Annotated in this window: 16 protein-coding genes; 8 read left to right on the top strand and 8 right to left on the bottom strand. The window is 38.7% G+C overall.

Going from position 1 to position 19,964, the window contains the following annotated elements; all coding sequences use genetic code 11:
* Positions 1 to 116: 116 nt before the first annotated feature.
* Positions 117 to 2,753 carry a calcium-translocating P-type ATPase, PMCA-type gene (locus tag SSAL8618_RS06140; RefSeq protein ID WP_038676176.1) on the bottom strand — a complete coding sequence of 879 codons (2,637 nt, stop codon included), beginning with the start codon at positions 2,751 to 2,753 and terminating at the stop codon, positions 117 to 119.
* Between the two features lie 227 nt (positions 2,754 to 2,980).
* Entirely contained in the window at positions 2,981 to 4,699 is a 1,719-nt protein-coding gene (gene pabB, locus SSAL8618_RS06135; RefSeq protein ID WP_002885160.1) for an aminodeoxychorismate synthase component I, read from the bottom strand.
* A 201-nt stretch (positions 4,700 to 4,900) separates the two neighbouring features.
* Here pabB and SSAL8618_RS06130 point away from each other — a divergent pair, with 201 nt between their 5' ends.
* From SSAL8618_RS06130 to metF, 3 genes are all read left to right on the top strand, one after another.
* Positions 4,901 to 5,197: a hypothetical protein gene (locus SSAL8618_RS06130; protein ID WP_052124402.1), complete on the top strand. Its 297-nt coding sequence runs from the start codon at positions 4,901 to 4,903 to the stop codon at positions 5,195 to 5,197.
* Between the two features lie 252 nt (positions 5,198 to 5,449).
* Positions 5,450 to 7,699 (top strand): 5-methyltetrahydropteroyltriglutamate--homocysteine S-methyltransferase, encoded by a 2,250-nt coding sequence (gene metE, locus SSAL8618_RS06125; RefSeq protein ID WP_038676172.1) that lies wholly within the window; start codon positions 5,450 to 5,452, stop codon positions 7,697 to 7,699.
* Between the two features lie 183 nt (positions 7,700 to 7,882).
* A complete protein-coding gene (metF, locus tag SSAL8618_RS06120) occupies positions 7,883 to 8,758 on the top strand; it encodes a methylenetetrahydrofolate reductase [NAD(P)H] (protein ID WP_022496700.1) in 876 nt (291 codons plus the stop codon).
* A gap of 138 nt (positions 8,759 to 8,896) precedes the next feature.
* On the opposite strand, the gene SSAL8618_RS06115 is transcribed toward metF, so the two are convergent.
* From SSAL8618_RS06115 to SSAL8618_RS06100, 4 genes are all read right to left on the bottom strand, one after another.
* A complete protein-coding gene (locus tag SSAL8618_RS06115; protein WP_037611391.1) occupies positions 8,897 to 10,615 on the bottom strand; it encodes a phospho-sugar mutase in 1,719 nt (572 codons plus the stop codon).
* An 81-nt stretch (positions 10,616 to 10,696) separates the two neighbouring features.
* Positions 10,697 to 11,269 carry an ECF transporter S component gene (locus SSAL8618_RS06110; protein ID WP_022496698.1) on the bottom strand — a complete coding sequence of 191 codons (573 nt, stop codon included), beginning with the start codon at positions 11,267 to 11,269 and terminating at the stop codon, positions 10,697 to 10,699.
* A gap of 28 nt (positions 11,270 to 11,297) precedes the next feature.
* Positions 11,298 to 11,843, bottom strand: coding sequence for a phosphopantothenoylcysteine decarboxylase (gene coaC, locus SSAL8618_RS06105; RefSeq protein ID WP_022496697.1), 546 nt, complete (start codon positions 11,841 to 11,843; stop codon positions 11,298 to 11,300).
* Entirely contained in the window at positions 11,836 to 12,519 is a 684-nt protein-coding gene (locus tag SSAL8618_RS06100; protein WP_022496696.1) for a phosphopantothenate--cysteine ligase, read from the bottom strand. The genes coaC and SSAL8618_RS06100 overlap by 8 nt, the downstream gene beginning before the upstream one ends.
* A 194-nt stretch (positions 12,520 to 12,713) precedes the next feature.
* Between SSAL8618_RS06100 and SSAL8618_RS06095 the strand changes: the two genes are divergently transcribed.
* The 3 genes from SSAL8618_RS06095 to SSAL8618_RS06085 all read left to right on the top strand — a co-directional run bounded on the left by SSAL8618_RS06095 (position 12,714) and on the right by SSAL8618_RS06085 (position 16,661).
* The gene (locus tag SSAL8618_RS06095; protein WP_004182072.1) at positions 12,714 to 14,384 is read left to right on the top strand and encodes a formate--tetrahydrofolate ligase; all 1,671 of its coding nucleotides are present in this window, start codon (positions 12,714 to 12,716) and stop codon (positions 14,382 to 14,384) included.
* Between the two features lie 197 nt (positions 14,385 to 14,581).
* Complete coding sequence (locus tag SSAL8618_RS06090) at positions 14,582 to 15,256, top strand: response regulator transcription factor (RefSeq protein WP_002891134.1); 675 nt, start codon at positions 14,582 to 14,584, stop codon at positions 15,254 to 15,256.
* Positions 15,246 to 16,661 (top strand): sensor histidine kinase, encoded by a 1,416-nt coding sequence (locus tag SSAL8618_RS06085; RefSeq protein WP_004182392.1) that lies wholly within the window; start codon positions 15,246 to 15,248, stop codon positions 16,659 to 16,661. Before SSAL8618_RS06090 ends, SSAL8618_RS06085 begins: the two co-directional genes overlap by 11 nt.
* A 77-nt stretch (positions 16,662 to 16,738) precedes the next feature.
* Here SSAL8618_RS06085 and rpsT read toward each other — a convergent pair whose 3' ends face one another.
* Positions 16,739 to 16,975, bottom strand: a complete 237-nt coding sequence (rpsT, locus tag SSAL8618_RS06080) for a 30S ribosomal protein S20 (protein ID WP_004182129.1) — start codon at positions 16,973 to 16,975, stop codon at positions 16,739 to 16,741.
* 69 nt (positions 16,976 to 17,044) lie between these two features.
* On the bottom strand, positions 17,045 to 17,965 hold the full coding sequence (coaA, locus tag SSAL8618_RS06075; protein ID WP_038676170.1) for a type I pantothenate kinase: 921 nt from the start codon (positions 17,963 to 17,965) through the stop codon (positions 17,045 to 17,047).
* A gap of 113 nt (positions 17,966 to 18,078) precedes the next feature.
* Between coaA and SSAL8618_RS06070 the strand changes: the two genes are divergently transcribed.
* Entirely contained in the window at positions 18,079 to 18,669 is a 591-nt protein-coding gene (locus SSAL8618_RS06070) for a class I SAM-dependent methyltransferase (protein ID WP_014633038.1), read from the top strand.
* A complete protein-coding gene (locus SSAL8618_RS06065) occupies positions 18,666 to 19,943 on the top strand; it encodes a pyrimidine-nucleoside phosphorylase (protein ID WP_014634600.1) in 1,278 nt (425 codons plus the stop codon). The genes SSAL8618_RS06070 and SSAL8618_RS06065 overlap by 4 nt, the downstream gene beginning before the upstream one ends.
* Positions 19,944 to 19,964: the final 21 nt, after the last annotated feature.

The raw sequence follows: 19,964 nt of genomic DNA, 5'->3' as shown, positions 1-19,964 counted from the left end.
GCCTTTTTATGTTATGATCTTTCCACGGTATTACCTTCGGAAATTATTAAAAAGGATTGGGATAACTCCCAATCCTTTTTATCCTTGTAAAGTTTTATAATATGTTAAACAGATAGTTATTTGTTTTTAGTTAGAGCTTTTCGAATTAAATCTGCAGGGATAATTAAAACCGCGATAAGAAGAGCAACGATATAGTGTTGAACGTCCATTGGAACGGTACTAAATACTTTTCCACCGAATTGAATAATCAAGGTTTGAACGACAGCAATAGAAATCATTACAATTGAGAATTTCTTGTTTTCGCCGATATGTTCAAAAATATTGAATCCATTACTACGTGTATTAAGTGAGTTGAAAATGACAGCATAGATAAATACTGTAAAGGTGAATGTTGTTACCATTTCAAAGTTGCCAGTTCCATTTGTGATAAAGTCTTGGATACCACCAACATTTTTAAGAATAGCTAAACATACAAGAGTAATGAAGACGCTGGCTACACCGATAGCAGATTTCATATAACCAGTGAGAATATTTGCCTTCTTAGCAACTGGCTTTTCATTCATGTAACGATCTAGGGTAGGCTCTTCACCAAAGGCAAGGGCAGCAAGTGTGTCCATGATAAGGTTAATCCAGAGAATTTGGATAATTGTAAATGGTTCTTTGAGGCCCAAGAGTGGTGAGAGAAGTGACATAGCAATTGTAGTCACGTTTACGGTTAACTGGAAGATAATGAATTTACTTACTGACTTACTCATAGTACGTCCATAGAGGACGGCTTTCTCAATCGAAGTCAATGAGTTATTCAAGATAACGATATCTGAGGCTTCACGTGCGACTTCAGTACCATCACCCATTGAGAATCCGACATCAGCCGATTTAAGGGCAGGTGAGTCATTGACCCCATCACCTGTCATACCAGCGACCATATCGAGGTCTTGAGCTGCCTCAATAAGACGTTTTTTATCCATTGGAAGGGCACGACTGACCACTTTTAAGTGAGGCAATTGTTGTTTAAGTTCTTGATCTGAGAGGGCAGAGAGTTCATCGTGAGTAAGGACAAGGTCATTTTGACCAGTAACGATACCGGCTTCTTTAGCGATAGCAACAGCGGTTTCTTTACGGTCACCAGTTACCATAACTACTTGAACACCTGCACAATTCATTGTTTCAACAGTTTGTTTAATTGAAGAACGAACGTTATCACGGATACATACGATACCAATCAAGACTTTATCATTACCATCTGTATTTAGGATAGCAAGCAAACGCATTGAACGGTTAGCTTGTTCCAATGATAAATCTTGGAAGCGAGCTTTAATATCATCTGTAAAGTTTTGTTTATTACCATCTTTATCAAGATAGTAGTAGCAGTCATTTAGGATGAATTCTGGAGCACCTTTGATGTAGGTTTTTCCATTATTAGTCGTTACACTTGCAAATTTTGTTGCTGAGTTGAATTGTTGTTTCTCAGTAATTGTATTTGTATCAAAATCAAGTTGAGAACATCCGATAAGGAAATCAAGAAGTGCACGGTCAGTGGCGTTACTACCAACAGCACTGCCATCAGCTACCATGGCGTCGTTATTAAGACCGATACCATTAATCATTTCAGCTTTAAGGCTATCTGACATTGTGTCAAAATCAGGAGCGTCAGTTTCACCAGTAGCTGCATAAAGTGTTCCATCAGCAAGGAAGAAGTCAACTACAGATAGTTTACCTTCAGTGATAGTACCAGTCTTATCACTGAAGAGGATATTCATGTATCCGGCTGTTTCAATGGTATCAGGATGGCGAACCAGGATATTTTGAGCTAAAAGTCGTCCTGAGTTCATTGAAGAAACGAGTGCCAACATCATTGGAAGACCTTCTGGAACGGCCATGATGATGATTGTAACCGCAAAGAGAATCGTTTCAATGATAAGAAGGAAGATTGAACCACCATTGAGGTTATTAGCCTTATTAAGGGCAATAAAGCCTAAAACAAGGTTGATTACTGAATATGCAGCACCTGCACTATAACCGAGGACACCGATGTTTCCAGCAAGCTTGTTGAGTTTTTCTTTGGATGGTGAATCTTTACTATCTTCTTGAAGAGAAGTATTGATGCTTCCTAGAACGGTATTATCACCAATTTGTGTAGCTTCCATAACGGCTTCACCTGAAGTAACAACTGTACCACGGAAGACTTTGAGCTCTGTAAAGAGGTCGGAAGAGTCTGGCTCTGCTTGATCACCAAGTGGAAGTTTTTTAGCATCTTCACTTTCACCATTAAGGACAGCTTGGTTTACTTTTAACTCACCTTCCAAGATGATACCATCAACTGGGATCTTGTCCCCTGATTGAAGGAGAATTTGATCACCTTTTACAATATCATCAACAAGAACTTCTTTAAGTTTACCATCACGATAAACCTTAGCATTAGTTTTTGAAGCCTCTTCTTGAAGAGTGTTGAATTTTTGCTCATTTCGGTATTGTGAGACTGCTGAGAATCCTGTAGACATCAAAATGGCGAAAATTAGTGAGATAGCCTCATACCAATTGGCTTCACCAATAGCAGGGAAAATCATTCCAACAAAGTTGAAGATGATTTTTAATCCTAAGGCAGCTAAGAGGATAAGAATCCATTGATCTTGGAAGGCTTCGATAAAGATTGAGAGGAGCGAGTTAGCCTCTTTACTAGAGAGCCTATTATCGCCATGGGCGCTTTTACTTGCTTGAACTTCAGCAGAAGTCAAGCCTTTAAATTTTTTCATTTAAGGTTTGTATCCTTTCTAAATTATTACTGAATTTTAAGGCTAGTAAATTATAAGCCAAAAAACTTATCATTACAGTCACGATAACTGAATAACTATCAGTAAGTATTATACTTTATTTTACTATTAAATTGTTGATTTTTTACCAATAGAATATTGAAGTTTCTTTTGTCTTTAGCAAGAGTAGGGGAGAACAAAAAACTTGTATTTTTTCGTTAAATATAATTCTATCCTTCCACCTTCAATTCATACAAGCCTCTCACCGCATTGCATCCGTAGATGGCCTGAGCCTGTTCCATATCTTTTACGGTCAAGACTTTTTCTTTAAGCTTATTATCAGCAATTAGGCTTTGTCTGTAGATGCCATTTAAGAGGCCGAGGTGAACGGGTGGTGTGTAGAGTTGGTCCTCGATTTTAAGCACAATGTTACCGATAGAGGTTTCTAGGAGTTGCCCCTCATGATTATAATAGATTTGTTCGTGAGGTTCGATACTAAGGTGAGGACGGTAACTTGTTTTGAAGAAGGTATAGGGGCTATCCAACGGATGCCTTTGCTCAACTAACCTTGCTTGGCAGAAGTCATTGGATAAGTTTGTTAATTGGGTATGTTCAAACTGCAGTTCACCATCTTTTGCAAGTGACATTTTAAGACGGTAATCTTTGTCAAAGTCTAGTGATTGGCACAGAATTTCGACTTGATAGTGTGCTTTTTCCACATTGAAAGGATAGTCAAAGTAGCGACTACTCTCTTGCAAGCGTTTCATATGCTCCTCAAGAAATAACAGTTTTCCTTGATGGACACGACCAGTTGAGATGAGATCAAATCTTGGGTTCTGACGGTATAGAACAGCAGCTTTTTGCTTGGTTTCTTCATATTCAGCTTCCCAGTTGCTGTCCCAGGTAATACCTCCTCCGACACCATAGATAGCCTTGGTTCCTTTCATTTGTAGTGTCCGAATAGCCACGTTAAAAATACTAGGTCCCTTTGGCACCAAGATACCAATAGCTCCACAATAGACACCTCGAGGCTGTTTTTCAACCTTCTTAATAATCTCCATGGTTGCTATTTTGGGAGCACCTGTAATCGAGCCGCATGGAAAAAGGGCTTGGAAGACATCGCTTAAACTACTATTTGGTAGGAGTTGCGTCTCAATAGTCGAAGTCATTTGCCAAACCGTAGAGTATTGTTCAACTTGGCAAAGACTCTTGACATCTTCACTTCCTATTTTTGAAATACGATTCATGTCATTTCTAAGAAGATCGACAATCATCATATTTTCAGAGCGATTTTTCTGATCCTGAGCTAGCCATTGGGCTTGTTTGAGGTCAGTTTCAGTTGTCAAACCACGATTGGTGGTACCTTTCATTGGACGAGTGGTCAGTCTATCACCATCTTTTTTAAAGAAGAGTTCTGGGCTTATGGAAATGATAGAAACATCATCGTGCTGAATAAAGGCATTGTAATGTGCATTTTGCTCAACAACCAATCGGTTATAGATGGCAAAGGGATCAGCTGTCAGCTTCTGTTGAAGTTGAACAGTATAATTGACCTGATAAGTATCACCTTGTCGAATATGGTGGTGTATTTGCTCAATAGCAGCCTTGTATTCCTCTGCAGAAGTTAGCTCTAGCCAAGATTTTGGTAAGGTAATTGGCTCATAAGCAAGTGGAATAGGCTCTGTTTGAACAGTTTCATGAATAGTGAAGTAGAGGAGATACTCTGACATTAATGGACCATCAATAACCTGAAATTTTGTCTCGAAGGCAGGGGCAGCTTCATAGGAAAGATAACCTACTGCATAATAGCCCTTATTTTGATAGGCTTCGACTTCAGCTAAAAGATGCTTAACTTCCTTAATGTCCTTTGTTTTTAGTTCTTTAATGGCGTCTGTAAAGATTTGTCTGACACCAAGTTCCTTAAAATCAATAACAGTTTTCTTATGCATACTTAGAGTATAACATAAGAAGTTTCCCTCTGGTTCTTTTTCATGTTTTAATTCTCTTTCTCAAAATTCTAACCAAAAATGAACTTTTCAGATAGTTTTACATATGTTATAATGATAGGGACTAAAAGAAGATTTTAGAGGGAAATATGACTGAAAAAAAATAACTTTGAGAAAGGCAACAGCAGTCTTTCAAACCATAAAATGAAAAAAGGCACTTCTAAGAATTCATGGAAGCATCAAATGTATGAGCTAGAAATTGCCATTGCTAAAGAGTCAAGTAACAAAAGAAGAAATGAACTCATTAAAATCCATAATGGCTATATGAGTGAGTATGATAGCTTAAAGAAACAAATCATTTGGTTAGCCGTATTAGGAATTTGTTTCTTATTAGTATTGGTAGTTTTTGGTTATTTTATCTGGAATAGTTACAATAGTGAGAATATGTCTTATACATCATCTTGGCTTCAAGAGAAAGTACTGAGCACCTATAGAGCTTAGTATACTAATCCTAGTAAATAATAGAGTCTCTAGACAAAAGTCTAGGGATTTTTTGTTATAAAAAAGGATTTATCAGGTTTATATATAGTTATTAGCTATAACAATATCTAAACAAAAGGAGATAACGGGAGCTGGAAACCCATTGTTTTATAGGTTATAGTCTAAAACTATATATAGAGAAAACTAATAGCAATTATACAGCTACCCATTTCTTTGGTAAGATAAGTTCAACAACAAAGAGGAGGACACAAGATGTCAACTACTATCATTGGTTTCCCACGTTTGGGTGAATTCCGCGAATTAAAATTTACAACAGAAAAATACTTTAGAAATGAAATTACTGCAGATGAACTTTTAGCAGCAGCCAAAGACTTGCGTGCAAAACACTGGAATATTGTTAAAGAGAAGGGGATCACTGAAATTCCTTCAAATGATTTTTCACATTACGATAACTTCCTTGATGCAGCTTTCCTTTTCAACGTCGTACCTGAATCTGTTCAAAACTTGGACTTGTCTGATCTTGAACGTTACTTCGCTTTGGCGCGTGGTTACCAAGGTGAAAAAGGGGATGTACGTGCCCTTCCTATGAAAAAATGGTTTAATACTAACTACCATTACATCGTTCCTAAATTTGAAAAAACAACAGAAGTTAAACTTGCTGGTCACAAGATTTTTGATGAGTACCAAGAAGCAAAAGAATTGGGTCTTAATACACGTCCAGTTGTGGTTGGACCATTCACATTCCTTCAATTGTCTGACTTTGAAGATGGTGTAAAAGCTGAAGACTTCGTAGATAGCTTTGTTTCTGCATACCAAGATGTTTTTGCAAAATTGGCAGAGCTTGGTGCTACTCGTATTCAACTCGATGAGCCAGCTCTTGTTAAAGATTTGACATCTGAAGAAAAAGCTCTCTTCTTGAACCTCTACAACAAGCTCTTGGCTGATAAGAAAGGCCTTGAAGTTTTGATTCAAACTTACTTTGGTGATGTTCGTGATATCTACAATGACCTTGTGAACTTGCCAGTTGATGGTATTGGTCTTGACTTTGTTGAAGGTAAGAAAACTCTTGAATTGGTTAAAGGTGGTTTCCCAGCTGATAAGATTCTCTATGCCGGTATCGTCAATGGTAAAAACATCTGGCGTAACAACTACGAGAAGAGCCTTGCAATTCTTGAACAAGTTCCAGCTGAAAATGTTGTTTTGACAACCTCTTGCTCACTTCTCCATGTACCATTTACAACTGCTAATGAAGATTTTGAACCAGCTATTTTGGACCACTTCGCCTTTGCGGTTGAAAAATTGGGTGAATTGCGTGACTTGGATGCCATCCGCAATGGTCAAGGTGCAGAAGCCCTTGCTGCTAACAAAGAACTCTTTGCGACTGAGCGTGTTGGTGAAAATGCTGAGCTTCGTGCTCGTATTGCAGGTTTGACTGAAGCTGATTACACTCGTTTGCCAGCGTTTGCAGAACGTGAAGCGATTCAAAAGGATGCTTTCAAACTTCCATTGCTTCCAACAACAACTATCGGTTCATTCCCTCAAACTAAGGAAGTTCGTGCTAAACGTTTGGCTTTCCGTAAGAATGAATTGTCACAAGAAGAATACGATGCTTTCCTTGCTGAAATCACTGATGAATGGATTAAATGGCAAGAAGAAGTTGGATTTGACGTTCTTGTTCATGGTGAGTTTGAACGTAATGACATGGTTGAGTACTTCGGTCAGAACTTGTCAGGTTACCTCTTCTCTAAAAATGGTTGGGTTCAATCATACGGTATGCGTGGGGTTAAACCACCAATCATTTGGGGTGATGTCACTCGTCTTAACCCAATCACTGTTAAATGGTCTAGCTACGCACAAAGCCGTACAGACAAACCTGTTAAAGGTATGTTGACTGGACCTGTAACTATCCTTAACTGGTCATTCCCACGTGAGGACATCTCTATTAAGGATTCAACTCTTCAAATTGCTCTTGCAATCAAAGACGAAGTGCTTGACCTTGAAGCTGCAGGCGTGAAAATTATCCAAATTGACGAAGCTGCTCTTCGTGAAAAATTGCCACTCCGTCGTAGTGACTGGTATGAGGATTACCTCGACTGGGCAATTCCAGCTTTCCGTTTGGTACACTCAACTGTAGCACCAGACACACAAATCCACACTCACATGTGTTACTCAGAATTTACAGATATCATTCCAGCCATCGACAACTTGGATGCTGACGTTATCTCATTTGAAGCTAGTCGTTCAAATCTTGAAATCTTGGATGAACTTAAAGCACAAAACTTCCAAACAGAAGTTGGACCTGGGGTTTACGATATCCACTCACCACGTGTCCCACAAGACGGTGAAATTGACCACACTATCGAAGCAATCTTGGCTAAAGTACCAAGTGGTAAAGTCTGGATTAACCCTGACTGTGGTTTGAAGACTCGCGGAATCAAAGAAACTAAAGAAAGCTTAATCAAGCTTGTAGAAGCTGCAAAAGCAGCTCGCGAAAACTTGTAAGCAGAAGTTATCATACGTTGAAGACCTTCTTCCTTAAGTGTAGAAGGTTTTCAATAGCTAATAATATTCTAAAGATTTTTGCAAGCAGGCTATGATTAACAAGTGTACGCTACTTATGAAGTCAGTAGGCACTTAAAACTGCTTTTGTCTTAACAAAAATCTAAAAAGAAGAAGGTATAAAATATGACAAGCCAAACACCATCACTCTCTTTTGAAGTATTTCCACCCAACCCAGCAGTGGGTAATGAAAAAATTCTACGTGCCCTCGAGGATATGCAAGGATTGGCCCCACACTTTATCAGTGTGACAGCTAGTAATAACAAATATAATATCAAAGAGACGACGGTTCCTTTGGCAGATCATATTCAAAATGACCTAGCTATCCCAACGATTGCTCACCTTCCAGCTATCTATTTGAGTAAAGAAAAGGTTGCTGATACCTTACGTGACTTGGATGCTGTTGGTGTACACCGTATCTTAGCCCTACGTGGCGATATTATCCCAGGTGTTGAACCTCTTAAAGATTTTAGATATGCAACTGATTTGATTGAGTTTATCAAGGACCAAGCTCCTCAATTTGATATCATCGGTGCCTGCTATCCTGAAGGGCATCCCGATTCAGCAAATCAAATCTCTGATATCCAAAACCTCAAGAAAAAGGTTGATGCAGGTTGTTCTAGCCTTGTAACCCAACTCTTCTTTGATAATGAGCGTTTCTATGATTTTCAAGATAAATGTACCTTGGCTGGCATTGACGTACCAATTCATGCTGGAATTATGCCTATCTTGAATCGTAACCAAGCTCTACGTTTGCTTAAGACTTGTGAAAATATCCATTTGCCACGTAAGTTCCGTGCCATTTTGGATAAGTATGAACATGATCCTGAGTCACTTAGAGCGGCAGGTCTTGCCTATGCTATTGACCAGATTGTCGACCTTGTTACTCAAGATGTTGCAGGCGTTCACCTCTATACCATGAATAATGCAGAAACTGCTCGTCATATTCATGAAGCTACTCATTCCTTGTTTAAGCATCATTCACAAGTTGGCGCTCTATAATTGAATCATAAAAATACCCCCTATAGATCAATCTATAGGGGGTTTCGTAGTTTTAGTATGAAAAAGGTGACTTGCTTACGTAATCCTAGTATTGTCATGTATAAAAAAGACTTAGAGCTTAGCTCTAAGTCTTAAGTATTATTCGCCTACGAAAGCATTGATTTCTGCTTCGATGTTAGCAATTTTTTCTTTAGCATCTGCTTCAGATTCACCAACTGTAGCAATGTAGAATTTGATTTTTGGTTCTGTACCTGAAGGACGAACGGCAAACCATGAATCATCAGCCAAGATGTATTTAAGTACGTTACTTGGAGGAGTTGTTAATTTTTCAACGCCGTCAGCAGTAGTAGCTGTTTGTTCCAAGAAGTCTTCTGTCTTAGCAATGTCTGTGTTGTTGAATTGTTTAGGAGCATTGTCACGGAATTTATCCATGATTTTCTTGATTTCAGCAGCTCCGTCAACACCTGAAAGGGTAACAGAGATAGTTTTTTCTGCGAAGTAACCATATTGTTTGTAGATTTCTTCGATACCGTCTGCCAAAGTCATGCCACGTGAACGGTAGTAAGCAGCGATTTCAGCAACGATAAGAACAGCTTGGATAGCGTCTTTGTCACGTACGAATGGTTTGATGAGGTAACCGAAGCTTTCTTCGAAACCAAGCATGTAAGTGTGGTTGTGTTGTGTTTCAAATTCATGAATTTTTTCACCGATAAATTTGAAACCAGTCAAGACGTTAAACATAGTTGCGCCGTAGCTTTCTGCAATCTTAGTAACCAACTCAGTTGATACGATTGATTTACAGAGGGCAGCATTGGCAGGAAGGGTACCAGCTGTTTTGTGAGCTTCAAGAATATATTTAGCAATGATAGCTCCGATTTGGTTACCAGAAAGGTTGAGGTAAGAACCATCTGGTTGGCGGATTTCAACACCAAGGCGGTCAGCATCTGGGTCAGTTGCAACCAATACATCAGCGTCTACTTTGCGACCAAGTTCTTCAGCAAGAGCAAAGGCAGCTTGGCTTTCAGGGTTTGGAGATTTAACGGTTGAGAAGTCAGCATCTGGAACGGCTTGAGCTTCAACAACTTGAACTGCTTCAAATCCAGCTTGGGCAAGGGCACGACGAGCCAACATTTCGCCGGTACCATGAAGTGGTGTGTAGACAATCTTCATGTCGCGACCGTATTCATTGATCAAGTCTTGGTTGATGTTAACGCCTTTGACTTCTTTCAAGTATTCAGCGTCGACGTTTTCACCGATAACTTCAATCAAGCCGCTAGCTTTGCTTTCTTCAAGGTCAGCCAATTGGACAGTGAATGGATTTTCGATAGCGCGGATGTAATCTGTCAAAGCATCGGCATCTGCAGGTGGCATTTGTCCACCGTCTTCACCGTATACCTTGTAACCATTAAATGGAGCAGGGTTGTGGCTAGCTGTTACCATGATACCAGCAAATGTGTGGAGATGACGAACAGCAAATGACAATTCAGGTGTTGGACGTAGGCTTTCAAATACATAAGATTTGATACCATGAGCAGCCAAAACTTGAGCAGATTCAAAAGCAAACTCAGGAGAGAAGTGACGGCTATCGTAAGCAATAGCAACACCACGTTTTTTAGCTTCTTCCCCTTTTGAGTCAATCAATTGGGCCAAACCTTCAGTTGCTTGGCGAACAACGTAAATGTTAATGCGGTTAGTACCGGCACCAATCAATCCACGCATACCAGCTGTACCGAATTCAAGGTTGGTATAGAAGGCATCTTCTTTCGTTTTTTCATCCATTGCGACCAACTCATCACGAAGGTAAGCAGGCAATTCAGCAAAGTCGAGCCATTTTTGATAATTTTCAGTGTAAGACATAGCAATCTCCTTTATATTTTTAAACGCTTACATTATACCATAATTAAAGAAAAAAAACATGGTAATTACCATGTTTTTTCTTTATTTTTTCAATCGCAGTAACACTGGTGTGATACTTAGAGTTAACAGACCGGCGATAATCATTTCAGCAATCGAATTTGTTGTGAAAATGGTTGCCATCAGTGTTTTGCCACCTGCTGTGTAGAAGTTAGGGATTAGGAAATAGATGCCGAGAAGTACGAAAAATGTATTTGTGAAAGCACCTAAAACCCCAGATAGCATCAGACCTAGACGGTTTTGAAGTAATTTGTAGACAAAGTAAGGGAAAATACCGATCAGGATACGAGGAACGATGGCAATGACTGCAGATGCCCAAGTTCCCCCTTCAACAAAAGGACTAAAGAGATAGCTACTAACCGTATAGATAACAGTGTTTCGAATAATACTCATAATTCCCATGAAGCCACCCAAATAAGCTCCAATTTTAGGACCGTAGACGATGCTAGCGATAATAACTGGGATATGGGTTAGGGTTGGTTTGATTGGAAGTACAAAAGCAGCAAAGATGGTTTGACTGAGTACTTCGATTACAACCATTGTAGCTATCAAGAGGGATAACTGAGCCGTTTGGTTTGCTTTATTTTTCTTATTCATCATAAACTCCTTTTTATTCTCTGCAAGGCTATTTTGTTAAAGCATTGTCAATGGATTCAATAATGTCATCAATATCAGCTAAGGCACCACGTCCTGTATCTCCACAAGCCAGTAAACCTGATTTTGGAAGAATTTCTTGGTAGCCAAGGTCATGCAAAGTATTTAGATTCTTCTTAGTCAGTGGATTTTCATACATTTTCGTATTCATTGCAGGGGCAATTAGTTTTGGGGTGGTGCTAGGTAAAGCTAAAGCAGTAGCAGTAAGCATATTATCGGCTAGACCATATGCTAATTTGGCAATGGTATTTGCTGAAGCTGGAGCTACAACAAAGAGGTCAGCTTCTTTACCTAAGTCAATATGATTAATACGTTCAGCCAATTTTTCTTCCATGACATCAGTGTGAACAGGGTTCTTCGAAAGGACTTGAAGTGTCAGAGGGGTGATAAAGGCTTGAGCAGCTTCAGTCATAATGACGTGAACGTCATAACCTTTTTTCTTTAACCTACTTGTTAGATCAGCTGCTTTATAGGCAGATATTGATCCTGAAACAGCAAGGATGATACGTTTAGTCATGGCATATCCTTTCAAATAAGGCTCGAGCAATCGCAGATTTAGTCGTAACTTTCTCCTCGTTTTTTTCGTCAACAAGATAGGCAATATGCTGATTTGGAGTAATGTCACTCAAGTCGTTGGCAACAATAATATCAGCTTTGTTGTGTTTCAGACTTGCACGAGCAACCTCAAAAAGCTCTTCTTTACTTACATTAACCAAAAGTTTGAAGCCAATCAATTGAATATCAGGATTCCATTGTTTGACGAGGCTAATGACCTTCGGTGTTTTTTTAAGAAAAAGAACCTGATAATCAGAAGCCGATGATATCTTGCTTTCAGTGTTAGATTTATGCAAGAATTGAGCGAGATCTTCGGTGTCCTCCAGTTCAGCAAAATCCGTCATATAAATAGGAGTATAATCAGAGACTGCCATACTATGTATAAGAACATCGTGCTCTTTGACGAGTGGCTCCATCTTTTTGAGAAGACTTTCTACGTTCGTAATTTCTGTAATCTTTAGATTTTCTTTCGGTTCTGGTTTAACCGCTGTCTTGGTCGTTACTAAGGTTACTTGGTGACCCTTAGCCAAGAAAAGTTCAGCGATTTCCTTTCCTAGATAACCTGTTGAATGGTTTGTGATTCCACGTACAGCATCAATCTTTTCAGTGGTACCACCCGATGTAATCAAAATTTTCATAGTAGTATTGTACTAAAAATTGGGTCTTTAGTAAATAAAAAGTAAGTATTTTTGAGGCGTACCCCTATAAATTAAAGTTATAACGATTTATAACAAAACAAAAACCGAACATTGAAAAGTAATTAACCAAAAATAATGCGTTTTTTATCAAACTCTGATATAATAGATTCTAGAAAAATATAGAGGAGTGTCTCATGAAAACAGATATCGAAATTGCTCAAAGTGTAGAATTAAAACCAATCACAGAAGTAGTTGAAAAAGTTGGAATCGGCTTTGACGATTTGGAACTCTACGGAAAATATAAGGCAAAATTGTCATTTGATAAAATCAATGCTGTCAAAGACAATAAGCCAGGAAAATTGATTTTGGTGACAGCTATCAACCCAACACCAGCTGGTGAAGGGAAATCAACCATGTCAATTGGTCTTGCAGATGCTCTTAACAAAATTGGTAAGAAAACAATGATTGCCCTTCGTGAACCATCACTTGGTCCGGTTATGGGAATCAAAGGTGGTGCTGCAGGTGGTGGTTACGCTCAAGTGCTTCCGATGGAAGATATCAACCTCCACTTCACAGGGGATATGCACGCTATTACTACAGCGAATAATGCTTTGTCAGCCCTTCTTGACAACCATATTCATCAAGGAAATGCTCTCGGCATTGACCAACGCCGTATCATTTGGAAACGTGTGGTTGACCTTAATGACCGTGCGCTTCGTCATGTAAACGTTGGTCTTGGCGGACCACTTAATGGTATTCCACGTGAAGATGGTTTTGATATTACTGTTGCGTCTGAAATCATGGCGATTCTTTGCTTGGCTACTGATATTAATGACCTTAAAGAACGTTTGGCAAATATTGTAGTTGCCTACCGTTATGATCGTACACCAGTTTATGTACGTGATCTTGAAATTGAAGGTGCGCTTACCCTTATTCTTAAAGATGCCATCAAACCAAACTTGGTACAGACAATTTATGGGACACCAGCCTTGGTACACGGTGGTCCATTTGCCAACATCGCTCACGGATGTAACTCAGTTCTAGCTACAGCTACAGCTCTTCGTTTGGCTGATTATACGATTACTGAAGCAGGTTTCGGTGCTGACCTTGGTGCTGAAAAATTCCTTGATATCAAGACTCCAAACCTCCCAACAACTCCTGATGCCGTTGTTATTGTTGCAACACTTCGTGCTCTCAAAATGCACGGTGGGGTAGCCAAAACTGACCTCTCTGAAGAAAATGTTCAGGCCGTTCGTGATGGCTTCGCAAACTTGAAACGTCATGTAGAAAACGTTCGTAAATTTGGTCTTCCAGCAGTCGTTGCTATTAACGAGTTTGTTGCTGATACAGAAGCTGAAATTGCAGCCCTTAAAGAACTTTGTGCAGAAATCGATGTTCCTGTTGAATTGGCTAGCGTTTGGGCTAATGGTGCTGATGGTGGTATTGACCTTGCCAACGCAGTAGTTGATGCTGTTGAAAATGGTAATGCCGACTATAAACGTCTTTATTCTGATGATGATAGCTTGGAAGAAAAAATCACTAAGATTGTTACTGAAATCTATGGTGGTAAATCAGTTGTCTTCGAGAAAAAAGCTAAGAACCAACTCAAACAATTTGCAGAATTCGGTTGGGATAAATTGCCAGTATGTATGGCTAAAACACAATATAGCTTCTCAGATAACCAATTCTTACTTGGAGCACCAGAAGGTTTTGATATCACTATCCGTGAATTTGTTCCTAAAACAGGTGCTGGATTTATCGTAGCTCTTACAGGAGACGTCATGACAATGCCTGGTCTTCCAAAAGCACCAGCAGCCCTCAAGATGGACGTAGCTGAAGACGGAACAGCTGTTGGTTTGTTCTAAGAAGAAATATCGATATAAACAGTACCTATTGGTGCTGTTTTTTTGTTAGAGTTATGAAAAACTTAAGGAAAGTTTAGTAGACTAAATCTAAATAAAATAAGATCAAAGCACTAGATGATTACGTCTATTTTAGATATAATGATAAAACTTAGTCAAAGTGTTATTTGTATCTTTGACACCTAACAAGGGAGATAACTATGATTAAAATACTACTAGTAGAAGATGATTTGAGTTTGTCGAACTCAGTTTTTGATTTTTTAGATGACTTTGCTGATGTGATGCAAGTCTTTGATGGAGATGAAGGTCTCTACGAAGCTGAAAGTGGCGTCTATGATTTGATTCTTTTAGACCTTATGTTACCTGAAAAAGATGGTTTCACGGTTCTTAGAGAATTACGTGAAAAAGGTGTAACAACTCCTGTACTTATCATGACGGCTAAGGAAAGTCTAGATGATAAGGGTCATGGCTTTGAACTGGGTGCAGACGACTATCTAACCAAACCTTTCTATTTAGAAGAGTTGAAGATGCGTATTCAAGCACTTTTGAAACGATCTGGTAAATTTGACCAAAACACACTTTCTTTTGGTGATGTTCGTGTCAATCTTGCTACAAATTCAACCTTTGTGGGGGATAAAGAAGTAGAACTTCTTGGTAAAGAGTTTGATTTATTAGTTTACTTCTTACAAAATCAAAACGTAATTTTGCCTAAGTCACAAATTTTTGACCGTCTTTGGGGATTTGATAGTGATACCACAGTATCAGTTGTTGAGGTTTATGTTTCTAAAATTCGTAAGAAACTTAAAGGAACAGACTTTGCTGCCAATCTCCAAACCTTGAGAAGTGTGGGGTATATTTTGAAGAATGCTGACTAAATTTTTCAATTATCTCTTTAGGAGAATCAAGTCAGACGGATTTAAGTCGTTCATTCATTTCTTTGCCACTTTTTCTGGTATTTTCCTTATCATGACTGTCATGATTTTGCAGATTCTGAGTTACGGCGTTTATTCCAATGTGGACTCTAGTCTGAAAATGGCAGCCACTAAAACCAATTCTTATTTAGAAATGGAAATGCTAAAACGGGAACTTTTTCTGACTTCTGAGGTAGATCAAAATAATACGACAACCATTTACCAAGCCTATGATACTAAAGAGTCGACAGCTGAAACACCTGACTCGAGTGGCTCTAAGAAAGAGCCTAAGAAGAAATCAAAAATTGAAGATACCCCTCACGATTTATCTGTTGCGGCAAATACTAGTGTCTTGGTACTTGATAAGAATGGAAAAGTCCTTAATGTTGTTGATAAATTTTCAAGCTTATCCAATTTACCAATAGACAAAAATAACATTGATGTTATCAGCAAGGGAAGTGCTCAGAATTATTTCGATCAAACGGAAAAGTACCGTCTGATTACTGAAAAAGTAGATAATAGCCTCTATCCTGATGCTAAGTACCTTGTTATTGCGATTAATACAACTCAATTGGAAGAAGCCACTGAACGTTATGTTAAGCTAATTGTCATCATGATGAGTTTCTTCTGGCTTTTATCTGTTGCGGCTAGTATGTATTTGGCTAAGTGGTCAAGACGTCCTATCCAGGAAAGCTTGGAGAAGCAGAAGGCTTTTGTTGAGAATGCTAGCCATGAGTTACGGACACCGCTTGCTGTGATTCAAAACAGATTAGAAGTTCTTTTCCGCAAGCCTGAGAGCACCATTCTAGATAATTCAGAGAATATTGCTTCAAGTCTTGATGAAGTACGCAACATGCGTCTTTTGACGACTAATCTTTTGAACTTGGCTCGTCGTGACGATGGTATTAAACCAGAAATCGAAACCTTAGAACCTGCTTTCTTTGATACAGTCTTTACCAACTATGCCATGATTGCAGAAGAAAATGAGAAAGGTTTCACGGCTCAAAACCAAGTTGGTCGTCCAATCCAGACTGATAAAACGTTATTGAAACAGTTAATGACCATCTTATTTGATAATGCGATTAAATATACGGAAGATGACGGACATGTTACCTTTACTGTCCGCACTAATGACCGGCATCTTTATATTTCTGTAGCTGATAATGGTCCTGGAATATCAGATAGTGATAAGAAAAAAATCTTTGATCGATTTTATCGCGTAGATAAGGCTAGAACCAGACAAAAAGGTGGGTTTGGACTTGGCTTATCCCTAGCGCAACAAATTGTTTTAGCCCTTAAAGGAACAATTGTTGTTAAAGATAATCAACCAAAGGGAACGATTTTTGAAGTTAAGATCACCGGAGTTTAATTAATAAAGAAAACCTGCTAGACGATAATCTAGCAGGTTTTTTAGGTAATAAAAAAACTCCTAAATGGAGCTTTCAATTAGTTAGCCAATTTAGCTGCAAGACGTGATTTATCGCGGCTTGCTTTGTTTTTATGAATCAAACCTTTAGAAGCGGCTTTATCGATGCTAGCTGATGCAGCACGGTAAGCTTCTTCAGTTGGGTTAGCGTTGAATGCTTTAATAGCAGTACGCAAAGCTGATTTTTGAGCTGAGTTTTTTTCGTTTTGTTTAACGTTAAGTTCAGCGCGTTTGATAGCTGATTTAATATTTGCCAATGTTTTCACCTCCAAAATTTATCTAACTATGTCATTATACGTTATTTTAGGCCCCTTGGCAAGCTTTTTCTATTTTTTTAAGTGGATGAAGTCGATTTTATGATTGTCTCCCTTGTGAAGAATCAGTTCAGCTCGACTTCGTGTAGGTTCGATATAATTTTCCAGGTTAACCAAATTGATATCACGCCAGGTTTTTTGTGCTAAAGATAAAGCTTCATCCTTACTAAATTTAGTGAAACGATGGTAGTAGTTGTTTTCATCTTTTTTGGCGAGCTCAAGAAGGGTTTGAAAACGTTCGAGATACCAGGATTCGATATTATTAACTTCAGCGTCAATGAAGAGAGAAAAATCGAAATAGTCACTCATGTAGAGCCGTTGGTTAATAGGGTTCTGGAAAACATTAATCCCTTCGACAATTAAAAAATTAGGCTGTCTGATTTCTTGGGTAAGTCCTGGTACAATATCATAAATTTCATGAGAGTAAACAGGAATATTGACATCACCACCATTTTTTATAGTATCTAAAAAGTTGAGAAGAAGTGGCATATCGTAGGACTCAGGGAAGCCCTTACGATTAAGGATGCCTTTTTCTTTCAAGGTTTGGTTAGGATAGAGAAAGCCATCAGTTGTCACAAGTTCAACATTAGATTGGGGAAAGGTACGCTGCAACAAGAGTTGAAGCAAACGACTGGTAGTGGATTTGCCAACAGCAACTGAACCAGATACCCCAATAATAAATGGACGGTTAGTCTGTGATTTTTGTAAAAAGATACTCTTAGAAAAGGTTAGATCGTTGGCAGTTTTCTGATAGATACGAATGAGATTGATAAGGGGAAGATAAATGTCACTAACTTCTTGCACATCAATCTTATCATTAAGGCTTCGAATGGAATCCAGTTCTTCTGCAGTCAATGGGGCATTGTCCTCTTTATGAAGGCGTTGCCATTCCTTGCGTGATATCGTTTCGAAATTGATAAATTCATTTAGCATAAATAATATTATAGCAGAAAAAAAAGGTCGAATGTAAGCCTTGTCATTTCACTAGCCTTACTTTGCTATTTATGATACGATAAAGAAAAAGTACTATCTAGAAGGAAAAAATAATGTCAAAAATGTATTATGCTGAGACGCCAGATGCGGCTCATGATATTCATGATTTAAAGGTTAATTTATTAGGAGAAAGTTTTCAGTTTTATACAGATGCTGGGGTTTTCTCTAAAAAAATGATTGATTTTGGGAGTCAAGTGCTTTTGAGTGCATTGGATTTGGAAGCTGGCAAAACGCTTTTAGATGTGGGTTGTGGCTATGGTCCTCTCGGTATCAGTTTAGCCAAGGTCCAAGGAGTTAAAGTCACTATGATCGACATCAATAGTAGGGCGATTGATTTAGCTAGACAAAATGCTCAACGAAATAAGGTTGAAGCTACTATCTTCCAATCAAATATCTATGAAAATGTCACTGGAAGTTTTGACTATATTATTTCTAATCCACCTATCCGTGCGGGCAAGAAGGTGGTTCATCAAGTTATCGAGGAGGCATATGATTATCTCAATCAAGGTGGTAACCTAACTATTGTTATTCAGAAAAAACAAGGTGCTCCGTCAGCTAAGGCTAAGATGGAGGATGTGTTTGGTAATGCTGAAGTCGTTAAAAAGGCTAAAGGATATTATATCCTTAGAAGTGAGAAATTATGAGAACAGTTGATTTAATTGAAAAGAAAAGAGATGGTGGCGAGTTAAGCACAGAGGAAATTTCATATCTCATTAATGGCTATGTGTCTGGGGAAATACCAGACTATCAGATAGCTGCTTTGGCGATGGCGATTTATTATCAAGGTATGTCTATTCGTGAAATCCATGATTTGACCACTGATATGGTTGCTTCAGGTGAACAATATGATTTGTCAGAAATTCCAGGTGTTAAGGTAGATAAACATTCGACCGGAGGTGTTGGTGATAAGGTAACCATCATTCTGATGCCGCTTGTAGCTAGCTTTGGTGTTCCAGTGGCTAAGATGAGTGGTCGTGGTCTCGGACACACAGGTGGAACGATTGACAAATTAGAGTCTATCAAAGGCTATCAGGTTGAGCGTAGTAAGAAAGAATTCATTCAGCAAGTTAAAGACATTGGGATTTCCCTTATTGGTCAGTCTGAGCATTTGGTTAAGGCTGATAAACTTCTTTATGCCTTGCGTGATGTCACTGCAACAGTAGATTCCATTCCTCTAATCGCAAGCTCTGTTATGTCCAAAAAGATTGCAGCAGGCGCTGATAAGATTTTACTGGATGTTACTGTTGGTCAAGGCGCTTTTATGAAAAATATGTCTGACGCTGAGAAGTTGTCTGAAACCATGGTTGCACTAGGTCATGAGGTCAATCGTGAAACGATTGCAGTTATTACAGATATGAGCCAGCCACTAGGTAAGGCTATTGGTAACCGTTTAGAAATCACAGAGGCTATTGAAATTATGCAAGGTAAGGGACGTGAAGATATCACTGACTTTATCTGTGAGTTGGCTGAGATTCTATTAGATTTGGCTCAGGTTGAAGCTAGTCAGGAAGAGATTCGTCAGCACTTAGTGGGTGGAAAAGCCCTTGCTAAGTTTGAAGAACTCATTCAAGCTCAAGGTGGTGATTTGACTGATCTTTATCGTCATAGCAGTGCTCCTGTCGTGACAGATATTCATGCTCATGAAACAGGTTACATTAAAGAGTTACCTGCAATGGCATTTGGAAAATTTGCTATGCAATTAGGAGCAGGTCGAGCTACGAAGTCAGATAGTCTTAATTATGAAACAGGAATTGTATTTGAAAAGAAAGTTGGCGATTCTGTGACTCAGGGAGACCTTATTGCCAAGGTCTATAGCCAAGAAATTTTATCTGAAAAAATGCTGACTGAATTCGAAAAAAATGTTATTATGGGTAGTGAATGTAAAGAAACGACAGAAATATTAAAAATAATTCGCTAACACTTAATTTAATCCTAATCA

Source organism: Streptococcus salivarius (genome assembly GCF_000785515.1).
Lineage (GTDB): Bacteria > Bacillota > Bacilli > Lactobacillales > Streptococcaceae > Streptococcus > Streptococcus salivarius.
This window is presented reverse-complemented; position numbering and strand designations above follow the sequence as displayed.

Excerpts from the sequence above, each read along its gene's own strand:
- metE (WP_038676172.1), top strand. The coding sequence starts at position 5,450 with ATGTCAACTACTATCATTGGTTTCCCACGTTTGGGTGAATTCCGCGAA.
- SSAL8618_RS06065 (WP_014634600.1), top strand. The coding sequence starts at position 18,666 with ATGAGAACAGTTGATTTAATTGAAAAGAAAAGAGATGGTGGCGAGTTA.
- SSAL8618_RS06085 (WP_004182392.1), top strand. The coding sequence starts at position 15,246 with ATGCTGACTAAATTTTTCAATTATCTCTTTAGGAGAATCAAGTCAGAC.
- SSAL8618_RS06095 (WP_004182072.1), top strand. The coding sequence starts at position 12,714 with ATGAAAACAGATATCGAAATTGCTCAAAGTGTAGAATTAAAACCAATC.
- metF (WP_022496700.1), top strand. The coding sequence starts at position 7,883 with ATGACAAGCCAAACACCATCACTCTCTTTTGAAGTATTTCCACCCAAC.
- SSAL8618_RS06100 (WP_022496696.1), bottom strand. The coding sequence starts at position 12,519 with ATGAAAATTTTGATTACATCGGGTGGTACCACTGAAAAGATTGATGCT.
- SSAL8618_RS06110 (WP_022496698.1), bottom strand. The coding sequence starts at position 11,269 with ATGAATAAGAAAAATAAAGCAAACCAAACGGCTCAGTTATCCCTCTTG.
- SSAL8618_RS06130 (WP_052124402.1), top strand. The coding sequence starts at position 4,901 with ATGAAAAAAGGCACTTCTAAGAATTCATGGAAGCATCAAATGTATGAG.
- SSAL8618_RS06140 (WP_038676176.1), bottom strand. The coding sequence starts at position 2,753 with ATGAAAAAATTTAAAGGCTTGACTTCTGCTGAAGTTCAAGCAAGTAAA.
- coaA (WP_038676170.1), bottom strand. The coding sequence starts at position 17,965 with ATGCTAAATGAATTTATCAATTTCGAAACGATATCACGCAAGGAATGG.
- SSAL8618_RS06115 (WP_037611391.1), bottom strand. The coding sequence starts at position 10,615 with ATGTCTTACACTGAAAATTATCAAAAATGGCTCGACTTTGCTGAATTG.
- coaC (WP_022496697.1), bottom strand. The coding sequence starts at position 11,843 with ATGACTAAACGTATCATCCTTGCTGTTTCAGGATCAATATCTGCCTAT.
- SSAL8618_RS06090 (WP_002891134.1), top strand. The coding sequence starts at position 14,582 with ATGATTAAAATACTACTAGTAGAAGATGATTTGAGTTTGTCGAACTCA.
- SSAL8618_RS06070 (WP_014633038.1), top strand. The coding sequence starts at position 18,079 with ATGTCAAAAATGTATTATGCTGAGACGCCAGATGCGGCTCATGATATT.
- pabB (WP_002885160.1), bottom strand. The coding sequence starts at position 4,699 with ATGCATAAGAAAACTGTTATTGATTTTAAGGAACTTGGTGTCAGACAA.